The 12,789-nt window shown below is 73.6% G+C and carries 11 protein-coding genes; 8 read left to right on the forward strand and 3 right to left on the reverse strand.

Features of this window, described 5'->3' with window-relative positions; translation table 11 throughout:
• Positions 1 to 309: 309 nt before the first annotated feature.
• Entirely contained in the window at positions 310 to 1,158 is an 849-nt protein-coding gene (locus IF37_RS0136450; protein ID WP_030753262.1) for a hypothetical protein, read from the reverse strand.
• A 71-nt stretch (positions 1,159 to 1,229) separates the two neighbouring features.
• On the opposite strand from IF37_RS0136450, the gene IF37_RS0136455 reads away from it, so the two are divergent.
• From IF37_RS0136455 to ilvD, 4 genes are all read left to right on the forward strand, one after another.
• Positions 1,230 to 2,162: a Ppx/GppA phosphatase family protein gene (locus IF37_RS0136455; RefSeq protein ID WP_030753265.1), complete on the forward strand. Its 933-nt coding sequence runs from the start codon at positions 1,230 to 1,232 to the stop codon at positions 2,160 to 2,162.
• Positions 2,163 to 2,460: 298 nt separating this feature from the next.
• Positions 2,461 to 3,285: a sugar phosphate isomerase/epimerase gene (locus tag IF37_RS0136460; RefSeq protein WP_030753268.1), complete on the forward strand. Its 825-nt coding sequence runs from the start codon at positions 2,461 to 2,463 to the stop codon at positions 3,283 to 3,285.
• The gene (locus IF37_RS0136465; protein WP_030753271.1) at positions 3,282 to 3,905 is read left to right on the forward strand and encodes a TetR/AcrR family transcriptional regulator; all 624 of its coding nucleotides are present in this window, start codon (positions 3,282 to 3,284) and stop codon (positions 3,903 to 3,905) included. The genes IF37_RS0136460 and IF37_RS0136465 overlap by 4 nt, the downstream gene beginning before the upstream one ends.
• A 136-nt stretch (positions 3,906 to 4,041) precedes the next feature.
• Complete coding sequence (gene ilvD / locus IF37_RS0136470) at positions 4,042 to 5,895, forward strand: dihydroxy-acid dehydratase (RefSeq protein ID WP_030753273.1); 1,854 nt, start codon at positions 4,042 to 4,044, stop codon at positions 5,893 to 5,895.
• 103 nt (positions 5,896 to 5,998) lie between these two features.
• Here ilvD and IF37_RS0136475 read toward each other — a convergent pair whose 3' ends face one another.
• Positions 5,999 to 8,116: a PQQ-binding-like beta-propeller repeat protein gene (locus tag IF37_RS0136475; RefSeq protein WP_030753276.1), complete on the reverse strand. Its 2,118-nt coding sequence runs from the start codon at positions 8,114 to 8,116 to the stop codon at positions 5,999 to 6,001.
• Positions 8,117 to 8,280: 164 nt separating this feature from the next.
• Here IF37_RS0136475 and IF37_RS0136480 point away from each other — a divergent pair, with 164 nt between their 5' ends.
• From IF37_RS0136480 to proC, 4 genes are all read left to right on the forward strand, one after another.
• Positions 8,281 to 8,619 carry an SH3 domain-containing protein gene (locus IF37_RS0136480; RefSeq protein WP_030753279.1) on the forward strand — a complete coding sequence of 113 codons (339 nt, stop codon included), beginning with the start codon at positions 8,281 to 8,283 and terminating at the stop codon, positions 8,617 to 8,619.
• Positions 8,620 to 8,699: 80 nt separating this feature from the next.
• Positions 8,700 to 9,224 (forward strand): hypothetical protein, encoded by a 525-nt coding sequence (locus tag IF37_RS0136485; RefSeq protein WP_030753282.1) that lies wholly within the window; start codon positions 8,700 to 8,702, stop codon positions 9,222 to 9,224.
• A gap of 92 nt (positions 9,225 to 9,316) precedes the next feature.
• Positions 9,317 to 10,114 carry a class I SAM-dependent methyltransferase gene (locus IF37_RS0136490; protein WP_030753285.1) on the forward strand — a complete coding sequence of 266 codons (798 nt, stop codon included), beginning with the start codon at positions 9,317 to 9,319 and terminating at the stop codon, positions 10,112 to 10,114.
• A gap of 128 nt (positions 10,115 to 10,242) precedes the next feature.
• Positions 10,243 to 11,055, forward strand: a complete 813-nt coding sequence (gene proC, locus IF37_RS0136495) for a pyrroline-5-carboxylate reductase (RefSeq protein ID WP_030753288.1) — start codon at positions 10,243 to 10,245, stop codon at positions 11,053 to 11,055.
• A gap of 64 nt (positions 11,056 to 11,119) precedes the next feature.
• Here the strand turns inward: proC and trpS are convergent, their stop codons facing one another.
• Positions 11,120 to 12,145 carry a tryptophan--tRNA ligase gene (trpS, locus tag IF37_RS0136500; protein WP_030753291.1) on the reverse strand — a complete coding sequence of 342 codons (1,026 nt, stop codon included), beginning with the start codon at positions 12,143 to 12,145 and terminating at the stop codon, positions 11,120 to 11,122.
• Between the last annotated feature and the right edge of the window lie 644 nt (positions 12,146 to 12,789).

A 12,789-nucleotide genomic window follows, 5' to 3' on the forward strand; every position in this document is an offset into this window, starting at 1 on the left:
CCCGTCCCCCACCCCGGCCGATCCCTCACCGGCCGACTCCCCGACCCCGGCGCAGCCCCCGACGGCCACCGGCGAACCGAGCCCGTCGGGCAGCCAGGAGTGATCCCGGACCGGCGGGACGGCACGGCACGCGGACGCCGGACGGCACGGGAGAAACGACGGCCCGCCCCGGGCCGGTGACGGGCCGGGGCGGGAGTGGTGACGGCACGGCCCGATGGCGGGCGGACGGGGGCGACGGCGCGGCTCGGCGGCGGCGGAGCGGGTGCGCCGGGGGCGCCGGGGGCGCGGAAGAGAGCGCGGGCGGCCGGGTTACGGCGCGGGGTCGGCCGGGTGGGGCGCCACCAGCGGGAGTCGCGAGGCCAGCCGCTGTTCGCACAGTTCGACCAGACGCTCGTAGCCGGCCTTGCCCATCAGTTCCGTCAGCTCGGCCCGGTAGGAGACGTACACCGGATCGCCGGCCCCGTGCGCCGAGGTCGCCGAGGTGCACCACCAGTGCAGGTCATGGCCGCCCGGACCCCAGCCCCTCCGGTCGTACTCGCCGATGGAGACCTGGAGCACGCGCGTGTCGTCCGGCCGGTCGATCCAGTCGTACGTCCGCCGGATCGGCAGCTGCCAGCACACGTCCGGCTTGGTCTCCAGCGGCTCCCGGCCCTCCTTCAGCGCCAGGATGTGCAGCGAGCAGCCCGCGCCGCCGGCGAAGCCCGGCCGGTTCTGGAAGATGCACGACCCCTGGAAGGGCCGCGTCTGCCGGGAGCCCTCCTCGTCCTCGGAGACCCAGCCGTTCCGGGTGCCCTCGGCGTGGTGCTGCCAGATCTCCGGGGTGAGCCGGGCCACATGGGAGGCGACCCGCTTCTCGTCGTCCTCGTCGGAGAAGTGGGCGCCCAGCGAGCAGCACCCGTCGTCCGCGCGGCCCGCCTGGATGCCCTGGCAGCCGCTGCCGAAGATGCAGTTCCAGCGAGAGGTCAGCCAGGTCAGGTCACAGCGGAAGACCTGCTCCTCGTCCGCCGGGTCCGGGAACTCCACCCAGGCGCGGGCGAAGTCGAGCCCCTTCTCGTCGCTCACCTTCGCCTCCGTCGAGGGCGTGGCGGCCTTGCGGCCTCTGCCCGCCTTGTCTGCCTTGTCCGGCTTCTCAGCCTTCGCCTTCTTCGTCTTTGGCACCTGTCCAGGGTAAGTGGCCGGGGCCCGCGGGAGGGACCGAGGACGGAGGTTCTGGCAGTAGCGTTCCGTGTATGAGACTCGGTGTCCTGGACGTGGGTTCGAACACGGTGCATCTGCTGGTGGTGGACGCCCACCCCGGCGCCCGCCCGCTGCCCGCGCATTCGCACAAGGCCGAACTTCGGCTCGCCCAGCTCCTCGACGGCAGCGGTGCCATCGGCGACGACGGCATGGACAAGCTGGTCGCCGTCGTACGGGACGCGCTCCAGGCCGCCGAGGACAAGGGCGTCGAGGACCTGCTGCCGTTCGCGACCTCCGCCGTCCGCGAGGCCGCCAACGCCGACGACGTCCTCGCGCGGGTGGCCGCCGAGACCGGCGTACGGCTCCAGGTCCTCTCCGGCGCCGAGGAGGCCCGGCTCACCTTCCTCGCCGTGCGCCGCTGGTTCGGCTGGTCCGCCGGCAGGCTGCTGGTCCTCGACATCGGCGGCGGCTCCCTGGAGATCGCCTACGGCATGGACGAGGAGCCGGACACGGCCGTCTCCCTCCCGCTCGGCGCCGGCCGGCTCACCGCCGGCTGGCTGCCCGGCGACCCGCCCGCCCCGGACGACGTCCGAGCCCTGCGCCGGCACGTGCGCACCGAGATAGCCCGCACGGTCGGCGAGTTCGCCCGCTTCGGCGCCCCCGACCACGTGGTCGCCACCTCCAAGACCTTCAAGCAGCTCGCCCGGATCGCCGGTGCCGCCCGCAGCGCCGACGGCCTCTACGTCCAGCGTGAACTCAAGCGCGAGTCCCTGGAGGCGTGGGTGCCGCGCCTGGCCGGCATGACCGCGGAGCAGCGCGCCGAACTCCCCGGAGTCTCCGACGGCAGGGCCAACCAGCTCCTCGCCGGCGCCCTGGTCGCCGAGGGCGCGATGGACCTGCTCGGCGTGGAGAGCCTGGAGATCTGCCCGTGGGCCCTGCGGGAGGGCGTGATCCTGCGGCGCCTCGACCACATGGGTTCCGACTAGCGGGTTCCGGCGGGCTTTCCGGGCGGGGGCGTGCCGGGCCGGCACACCGGTTCCGGCCGGCGTGCCGGGCGGGCGCGGCGCCGGGAGGCTCCGGGAAACGGGGTGCGGCCGGCGTTCCCGGGAGGCGTGGTGCCCGTCGGCGGACGGTCCCGGCGCACGGCTTCCCGAGAGGCACGCCGCCGTACCGGCGGACGGCTCCGCGGCGGGTGCGCGGGCGGGTGCGCGCCGCCCCGCCCGCCCGAATGGCAAACCTCACAACGGCGAACGGGCACCCGACACCGGTACCGGCCGACGCCGTATGGTGACGGACGTGGCTGAACCAACTGACGTGCGCATCGCGCTGTCGACCGCCTCCGTCTACCCGGAGTCGACGGCGACGGCCTTCGAGATCGCCGCGCGCCTCGGTTACGACGGCGTCGAGGTCATGGTGTGGACCGACCCCGTCAGCCAGGACATCGAGGCGCTGCGCCGCCTGTCGGACTACCACGGCATCCCGATCCTCGCCGTGCACGCCCCCTGTCTGCTGATCACCCAGCGGGTCTGGTCCACCGACCCCTGGACCAAGCTCCGCCGGGCCCGGGCGGCGGCGGAGAAGCTGGGCGCCTCCACCGTCGTCGTCCACCCGCCGTTCCGCTGGCAGCGGCAGTACGCCCGGGACTTCGTCGACGGGATCTGGCGGATGGCGGACGAGACGGACGTGCGGTTCGCCGTCGAGAACATGTACCCCTGGCGCTACCGCGACCGCGAGATGCTCGCCTACGCCCCCGACTGGGACGTCACGAACGACGACTACCGGCACTTCACCATCGACCTCAGCCACACGGCGACGGCCCGCACCGACGCCCTGGGGATGGTCGACCGCATGGCGGACCGGCTGGGGCACGTCCACCTCGCCGACGGCCGGGGCTCGGCCAAGGACGAGCACCTGGTGCCCGGCCGCGGCACCCAGCCCTGTGCCGAGCTGCTGGAGCGCCTGGCGCGCACCGGCTTCGACGGCCATGTGGTGATCGAGGTCAACACCCGGCGGGCGATGTCCGGCGCCGAGCGCGAGGCCGACCTCGCCGAGGCCCTGGCGTTCACCCGCGAGCACCTGGCCGCGGCGGTGCGGGTACCCCGGCGATGACGGCCCGGCCCGCCCCCCGCCGCCGCGGCCGGCCGCCGGGCGGCGAGTCCGCCGGCACCCGCGACCGCATCCTCGCCGCCGCCCGCGAGGAGTTCTCCGCGCGCGGGTACGAGAGGACGTCCGTGCGCGGCGTCGCCAAGGCCGCCGGCGTGGACCCCGCGCTCGTCCACCACTACTTCGGCACCAAGGAGCAGGTCTTCGAGGCGGCCGTCGAGGTCGCCTTCGCCCCCGCCCTGGCCGTGCCGGACGCGGTGGCCGAGGGCCCGGCGGACGGGGTGGGGGAGCGGCTGACCCGGTCCGTCCTCGGCGTCTGGGAGAACCCCGCGACCCGTACCCCGCTGCTCGCCATCCTCCGGTCGGCCGTGAACAACGAGACCGCCGCCGCCGTCTTCCGTCGGCTCGTCGCCGCCCAGCTGCTGCGCCGCGTCGCCGCCCGGGTGGAACTGCCGGAGGTGGAGCCGCCGGAGGCGGAGCTGCGCGCCGAGCTGGCGGCCGCGCAGATCGTGGGCACGGCGATGATGCGGTACGTGATCAAGCTGGAGCCGCTGGCCTCGGCGGACCTGGAGCAGATCATCGCGCGGGTGGCGCCGGTGGTGCAGGCCCATCTGACGCAGCCCTGACGGCGTCACGAGCGCCACCGCGTGAAACGGACGTCCCGCATTCCGGACAGTCGTGTCCAGTCCTTGGAGCGGCGGCGTACGCTCGACCGTACAGTCAGAACTCTCTGGCAGAAGGATTGCGAAGGAGCGAGCGGCGATGCCCGAGCTGAGGTCCCGCACAGTCACCCACGGTCGCAACATGGCGGGCGCCCGCGCCCTTATGCGCGCCTCCGGTGTACCCGGTGCGGACATCGGCCGGAAGCCGATCATCGCCGTCGCCAACTCCTTCACCGAGTTCGTGCCGGGCCACACCCACCTCCAGCCGGTCGGCCGGATCGTCAGCGAGGCGATCAGGGAGGCCGGCGGCATCCCGCGCGAGTTCAACACGATCGCGGTCGACGACGGCATCGCCATGGGCCACGGCGGCATGCTGTACTCCCTGCCCTCCCGCGACCTGATCGCGGACTCGGTCGAGTACATGGTCGAGGCCCACTGCGCCGACGCCCTGATCTGCATCTCCAACTGCGACAAGATCACCCCGGGCATGCTGATGGCGGCCCTGCGCCTGAACATCCCGACGGTGTTCGTCTCCGGCGGCCCCATGGAGTCCGGCCGCGCCACCCTGGTCGACGGCACGGTCCGCACGCTCGACCTGGTCGACGCGATCTCCGACGCCGTCAACGACAAGATCTCCGACGAGGACATCCTCCGCATCGAGGAGAACGCCTGCCCGACCTGCGGCAGCTGTTCCGGCATGTTCACCGCCAACTCGATGAACTGCCTGACCGAGGCCATCGGTCTGTCCCTGCCCGGCAACGGCTCGGTCCTCGCCACCCACACCGCGCGCCGCGCCCTGTACGAGGACGCGGCCCGCACGGTCATGGACATCACCCGCCGCTACTACGAGCAGGACGACGACACCGTCCTGCCCCGCAACGTCGCCACCTTCCAGGCCTTCGAGAACGCCATGGCCCTGGACATCGCGATGGGCGGCTCCACCAACACGATCCTGCACCTGCTGGCCGCGGCCCAGGAGGCGGGCGTCCCGTTCGGCCTGGACGAGATCGACGCCGTCTCGCGCCGCGTGCCCTGCCTGGCCAAGGTCGCCCCGAACGTCGCCAAGAACCGCACGTACTACATGGAGGACGTGCACCGCGCCGGCGGTATCCCGGCGCTGCTGGGCGAGCTGCACCGCGCGGGCCTGCTGAACGAGGACGTCCACGCCGTGCACAGCCCGTCGCTGGCCGACTGGCTGAAGACCTGGGACGTCCGCGGCGGCTCCCCCTCCCCCGAGGCCGTGGAACTGTGGCACGCGGCGCCCGGGTGCGTGCGGTCGGCGGAGGCGTTCTCCCAGTCCGAGCGCTGGGAGGCGCTGGACGACGACGCCGAGAACGGCTGCATCCGCTCGGCGGAGCACGCGTACTCCCAGGACGGCGGCCTGGCGGTGCTGCGGGGCAACCTCGCCGTCGACGGCTGCGTGGTGAAGACCGCGGGCGTCGACGAGTCGATCTGGACCTTCGAGGGCCCGGCGGTGGTCTGCGAGTCCCAGGAGGAGGCCGTCCAGCGCATCCTCACCCAGGAGGTCAAGGACGGCGACGTCGTCGTCATCCGCTACGAGGGCCCCAAGGGCGGCCCCGGCATGCAGGAGATGCTGTACCCGACCTCGTACCTGAAGGGCCGCGGCCTCGGCAAGAGCTGTGCCCTGATCACCGACGGCCGCTTCTCCGGCGGCACCTCGGGCCTGTCGATCGGCCACGCCTCCCCGGAGGCGGCCTCCGGCGGCACGATCGCCCTGGTCCAGGACGGTGACCGCATCCGCATCGACATCCCCGGCCGCTCCATCGAGCTGCTGGTCGACGAGGCGGAGCTGGCCCGCCGCGAACAGGCCCTGAACGGCGTCTACGCCCCGGCGAACCGCGACCGCAAGGTCTCCGCCGCCCTCCGCGCCTACGCGGCGATGGCCACGAGCGCGGACAAGGGCGCGGTGCGGGACGTGTCCCGCCTGGGCTGACCGCCCGCCCCGCGCGGACGGTCCGGCCCCGGGGCCGCCCCCCCCTTTCGGAGGGCGGCCCTTCGCCGTGTCCTCTGCCGTGCGCGTCACCAGTCCGCGCGCGTCACCAGTGCGTCGGCGAGCCGCCGTCCACGGCGAAGACGGTGCCGTCCGGCGCGGTGGCGCAGATCCGGCCGCCGACGGGCACCGGGGCCGGCGGAACGCTCATGACCCGGTCCGAGTCGGCGCCCAGGCGCGCGGGCGTCTGCCCGACCAGGCGCCCCTCGCGGGCGTCGACGGCGAGCAGCCGCCCGTCGCCCGCGGTGAGGTACACCCGCTCGCCGAGCGCCACCGGCTGCGAACCACGGCTCACCGATGTCTCCAGGTGCCACAGGTGCCTGCCCGACGCCGTGTCCACGGCGTCCAGGGAGCCCCCGGCGGCCAGCACGTAGACGACGTTCCCGTGGACGGTGGCGTGCGCGCCGTCCAGTACGGCGGGCAGCGCCACCCGTCGGGTGACACCCGAGCCGGGGGTGTAGCGGACGATCTCCTCGGCGCCGTAGCCGCTGTCGACGGCCAGGAAGAACACCGAACCGTCCGCCCGCGCGAACGGCTTGAGCCAGCCCCGCAGCCGTACGTCCCACAGCACCCGGCCGGTGCCCGCGTCCACGGCGCTCACCCGGGTGCTCGACCCGTCGGCCGACGTCCGCGTCGCGTACGCGGTCCCGTCCCCCGCGCCCGGGAACGTGACGAACGACGGCGGTCCCCCGCCCGGCACCGTTCCCCGCCACCGGGTGGCGCCGGTCGCCCCGTCCACGCCGGTGACCGTGCCGTCGGCAGCGGTGAGCAGGGCCGTACCGCCGGCGTACCGCACCGTCGTCCCCGTGGGCAGCCGCCGCCGCCACACCTCCTCGCCCGTGGCCGGATCGAGCCCCGCCAGACGCGAGCCGCCGTCCGTGTACGGCTGCACCAGGCCGCCCGCGACGACCGGCGGCCCGCTCGTGGTCCGGGTGCCGACCGACCGCCGCCACAGCAGCCCGCCGTCGGTCGGGTCCAGCGCGAAGACGGCGCCCGGCCGCGCGCACAGCACCTTCCCCGCGCCGTACGCGCACTGCGGCATGCCCCGGCCGCCGGCCGCCGGCCGGGCCGTCCAGCCGCTGGAGGCCGCCGTCAGGGTCGGCGCGCCCTCCTCCTTCGGCGCGGGGCCGCCCCCGTCGAACAGCCCCGTCAGCCCCGCGACGGCGAGCGCGCCGGTCAGCGCCAGCCCGAGGGCTCCGGCCCCCAGCACCGCCCGTCTGCGGCCCGCACGCCGCACCGGCCGCCGTCCGGCCGGCTCCGGCCGGCCGTGCGCCGCGGGCGCGGGCCCGTCCGGGCTCGTCCGCTGCGCCGGTATGAACGCCTGCGTGTCGTACGAGGCCGCCACCGACCGCAGTTCCCGCATCAGCTCGTCCGGCGTGGGCCGGTCCGCGGGCTCCTTGGCGAGGCACCGCCGCACCAGCGGGGCGAGACCGTCCGGTACGCCGGTCAGCTCGGGCTCGTCGTGGACGACCTGGTAGGCGACGACGTACGGACTGTCGGAGTCGAACGGTCCGCGTCCGGTCGCCGCGTGCACCATGACCGACCCGAGCGCGAAGACGTCGGCCGCGGGCCCCACCTCACGGGGCCGCCGGAACTGCTCAGGCGCCATGAACGGCGGAGTGCCGATCAACTTCCCCGTCTCGGTGCGCAGTTCACTGTCCTTCGGCCGGGAGATGCCGAAGTCGATGACCTTCGGGCCGTCCTCGGCGAGCAGCACGTTGCTGGGTTTCAGATCCCGGTGCACCACACCGACCCGGTGGATGTCGCGCAGCGCCTCGGCCAGTCCGGCCATCAGCCTGCGCAACTGCCCGGGAGTCATGGGCCCCTTCCGCTTCACCTGCTCGGAGAGGGTCGGACCGGGGATGAACAGCGTGGCCATCCAGGGCCGCTCGGCCTCCGGGTCGGCGTCCACGACGGACGCCGTGAAGGCACCGCTGACCCGGCGCGCGGCGGCCACCTCCTGCCGGAAACGACCCCTGAACTCCGGGTCCCGGGCGAACTCGGCGTGTACGACCTTCACCGCGAGCTTCATCCCCGAGGTGCTCCGGGCGAGGTGGACGACCCCCATGCCACCGGACCCCAGACAGGACTCCAGGCGGTAGTGACCGGCGTACTGCGGAAGTTCCGCTTCCGCATCCGTTCCAGTGTTGCGCTGTGGCGCCATGGACCACCCCCGTGATGTTCGTCCGCGCGCGCGACGCACGGAGCCTAGTCGATGACTCGTTCGGGACAGAGGCGGCTTGCTAGCGTCTGCGTACGCGTCGCACGCAGGCGTTTTCGCGCCGGGCCCCATGGGTTCCGGCCCATCGACGGGGGAGGACCACGTATATGTCTGTCGACCGTGCACAAGAGACCGAGGGCCGGGCCGAAGGTGTGGCCGAGAGCCACGAAGACGGGGCGGCCCAGGCGGCGGCGGCCGTGCGCACCTACACCGTGGCCCCCGGCGTCCGGCTGAACGTCCGCAGCGGCCCGGGCACCGGGTACAACCTGGTCCGCGTGCTGCCGGAGGGCGTCCAGGTACCGATCTACTGCCAGGCACCCGGCACGACGGTGTCCGGCACCTACGGCACCACCAACATCTGGGACCTCATCGACAACGGCGAGTACGTCTCGGACGCCTACGTCCACACCGGCAGCGACGGCTACATCGCGCCCCGCTGCGGCTGACCCCGGCCCCCGCCGCCGCCCACCGGCACCGGCCGCGCCCCGCCCGGGGGCCCGCCCGCGGCCGGGGCGATAATCGTGCCGTGAGCGACGAAAGCGGCACCCAGGACGACACGGCGGGTACCACCGGCGGCGCGGCGCGGGGCGGCGGCCCGCGCCCCGAGCCGCTGCGCTTCTTCGGCACGTCCTGGGTGCACCACGACCACGGCTACGCGGCCCGGCGGGCCGGCGTCGCCGTCGGCTCCCTCGCCGCGGCGGCCGTCTCCTGCCTGGTGCTCCGCCTGGCCTACCAGGGCATCCGGATCGCCGACACCGGCTCCTTCGTGCTCGTGCTGATCGTCGGCATGTTCGCGGTCTGTAGCGCGCTCGCCTTCCGCAACACCTGGGACGGCTTCGGCAAGCGCCACGACCCGCAGCGCCAGGCGTCCCTGCGCGGTCTGCTCGCCGTCGGCTTCGTCGGCTCCCTCCTCGCCTACTTCGTCCGCTCCCTCACCGAGGCACCGGGCGAGAAACTGCACCGCCAGGAGTACGAGCAGGCCCGCGAGGCCCACGAACGCCGTACCGCCCGCCGCACCGGCAGCCCGTCGAAGCGGAAGCGCCGCCGGTAGGGAGCCGCCGGACCGGGCGCGGCGCCCGCCCGTCCGCACCGGACCGGGACATCGCTTCCCTCGGACCGCGGTGATGCCGTAGACCGGAGCCCATGCCCCTCACCCAGCCGTCACCGGCCGGGCCGCACCCCGAGCACGCCGCCCGGGCCGCGTCCTTCAACTCCGTCGCCGCCCAGTACGCCGCGAACCGCCCCTCCTACCCGCCCGCGCTGCTCGACGCCGTCGAGGAACTCGCCGGCCATCCCCTCTCCGGCGCCCGGGCCGTGGACGTCGGCGCCGGCACCGGTATCGCCACCGCGCTGCTGCACGCCCGCGGCGCGAACGTCCTGGCCGTCGAACCCGGCGCGGGCATGGCCGCCGAGTTCCGCCGCGCCCTGCCGCACGTCCCGCTCGTCCGGGGCGACGGCGACGCCCTGCCCGTCGCCGACGCCCACGCCCACCTCATCACCTACGCCCAGTCCTGGCACTGGACCGACCCGGCGCGCTCGGTGCCGGAGGCGCTGCGCGTGCTGCGCCCGGGCGGCGCGCTGGCCCTGTGGTGGAACACCGAGGCCCTGGACGTCGGGTGGATCGCCGACGCCGCCGGACGCGTCGCCCGCTTCCTCGACGTGGACGTGGCCGCCGAGCAGCGCAAGAGCAGCGACCGCGTCGAGCGGGCCGATCCCAGCGGGCGCCTGGACTTCACCCGCCGCACGGTCCGCTGGGGCCGCCGCGTCCCCGTCGACACCCACCTCGCCAACCTCGGCAGCCACTCCGCCTTCCTCGTCCTCCCCGCGGAGCGCAGCGCCGCCTTCCTGGCGGAGGAGCGCGCCCGACTGCTCCGGGCCTTCCCGGACGGCGAGGTCGAGGAGACGTACGACGTCGTCCTCCTCGTCGCCCGCGCCCACTGAAGGCGCGCACCGAAGGCCCCTGGCGAACGCCCCCGGCCCAGTCCCGCCCCGTTCCGCGCCGCCCGCGACCCGTTCCGCCCACCGGACAACCGGCCCGCACCCCCCACCCCGGTGCCACACTGATCCGCATGAGCCAGAAAGTCGCAGTCCTCGGCACCGGCAAGATCGGCGAAGCCCTGCTCAGCGGAATGATCCGGGCCGGCTGGGCCCCCGACGACCTCCTGGTCACCGCCCGCCGCCCGGAACGCGCCGAAGAACTCCGCGCCCGCCACGGAGTCACCCCGGTCACCAACACCGAGGCCGCCAAGACCGCCGACACCCTGATCCTCACGGTGAAGCCGCAGGACATGGGCGCCCTGCTGGACGAGCTGGCCCCGCACGTCCCCGCCGACCGCCTGATCATCAGCGGCGCCGCCGGCATCCCCACCTCCTTCTTCGAGGAGCGCCTGGCCGCGGGCACCCCCGTCGTCCGCGTCATGACCAACACCCCCGCCCTGGTCGACGAGGCGATGTCCGTCATCTCCGCCGGCAGCCACGCCACCGAGCAGCACCTCGCCCACGCCGAGGAGATCTTCGGCGGCGTCGGCAAGACGCTGCGCGTCCCCGAGAGCCAGCAGGACGCCTGCACCGCGCTGTCCGGCTCCGGCCCGGCCTACTTCTTCTACCTGGTCGAAGCCATGACCGACGCGGGCATCCTGCTCGGCCTGCCCCGGGACAAGGCCCACGAGCTGATCGTCCAGTCCGCGATCGGCGCCGCGGTGATGCTCCGCGACAGCGGCGAGCACCCCGTCAAGCTCCGCGAGAACGTCACCTCCCCGGCCGGCACCACGATCAACGCCATCCGCGAACTGGAGAACCACGGCGTACGGGCCGCCCTCATCGCCGCCCTCGAAGCAGCCCGCGACCGCAGCCGCCAACTCGCCTCCGGCAAGAAGGACTGACCGGCCGCCCCGCCCGCCCCGCGGACGGCGGCCCGGCCGCCGTCCGCGGAGCCCGGCCACCCGGCTACCGCACCATGCTCGGCGAGGGCTCCGCCACGGGCGGCAGCAGCCCCATCGCCCGGTAGGCCGCGTCGACCGTCGGCCGGGCCAGCGCCCGCGCCTTCTCCGCGCCGTCCCGCAGCACCTCCTCCACGTACGCCGGATCGGCGCACAGCTCCCGGTGCCGGGCGCGTACCGGCCGCAGCACCTCCACCACGGCCTCCGCGGTGTCCTTCTTCAAAGCGCCGTAGGAGTCGTAGACACCCGCCAGCGACTCCGGATTCCCACCCGTGCACGCGGCGAGGATGTCGAGCAGATTGCTGACGCCCGGCCGGTCCTCCCGGTCGTACCCGACCTCCCCGCCGCTGTCGGTGACGGCCCGCATCACCTTCTTGCGCACGTCGTCCGGCTCGTCCAGCAGATAGACGACGCCCGCCCCCGAGTCGTCCGACTTCCCCATCTTCCGGGTCGGGTCCTGGAGGTTCATCACGCGCGCCGCCACCTGGGGCAGCGTCGCCCTCGGCACCACGAACGTGTGCCCGTACCGCTGGTTGAAGCGCGCGGCGAGGTCCCGCGTCAGCTCCACGTGCTGCGCCTGGTCCTCACCCACGGGCACCTCGTCAGTGCAGTACGCCAGGATGTCCGCCGCCATCAGGACCGGATACGTCAGCAGCGACAGCCGTACGCTGCCACCGCGGTCCCGCTCCTTCGCGGCCTTCTCCTTGTACTGGATCATCCGCCGCATCTCGCCGTCGGTCGCCACGCACTCCAGCAGGTACGACAGGCGCGCGTGCTCGTCCACATGGCTCTGGAGGAACACCGTGCACACCTCCGGGTCGAGCCCGGACGCCAGCAGCAGCGTGGCCGCCTGCCGGCTGAGCCTGCGCACCCGCGCCGGATCGTGCTCCACCGTCAGCGCGTGCAGGTCCACCACGCAGAACAGCGAGTCCGCCCGGTGCTGGTCCACCTCGGCCCAGCGCCGCATGGCACCGAGGTAGTTGCCCAGGGTCAGGTGCCCGGTCGGCTGAATACCGCTGAAGACCCGAGTCATCTCCACTCCACCTTCTGGTCGGGACCGCCGCCCCTGCGGCCGGCCCCCGGGACCCGGAGGGAGATACGAGAACGGCCGCCGAAGCGGCGGCCGTTGAGTGCATACGTGCGTACGGCCGCCGTCAGGCGGCCCACCAGAGCTGGGTGCACGTACGCGTCATCACGTCGTCCACGGTACGCCTCCGGAGTGCTCCAGGGGAGCGAGTTGACACGCCCCGCGCCGATCCGTAGTGTTCTCCGAGTTGTCCGACGTGAGCGCCGACTCCGGTCGGTCCCCGGACAGCCATTCCACGAGTACCACTCACTCTTTCGACGCCACGGCGCCGACTGCTTTGACGTGCGTATTCGCGAAATGAGGAATCCGCGTTCGAAAGGGCGCCGGCCCCCGATTAGCTCGGGAGCCAGGAATCCGCTAAAGTCTCACTCGTCGGAACGGCCCAACAGCCGGGAAGGCAAACCCCGCTGACCGGGGATCAGACGCCGAAAGGATCTGATAGAGTCGGAACCGCCGGAAAGGGAAACGCGAAAGCGAAGACCTGGAAAGCGCCGAGGAAATCGGATCGAGAAAAGATCTGATAGAGTCGGAAACGCAAGAACGAAGGGAAGCCCGGAGGAAAGCCCGCGAGGGTGAGTACAAAGGAAGCG

It is taken from the genome of Streptomyces sp. NRRL S-31, assembly GCF_000718775.1.
Lineage (GTDB): Bacteria > Actinomycetota > Actinomycetes > Streptomycetales > Streptomycetaceae > Streptomyces.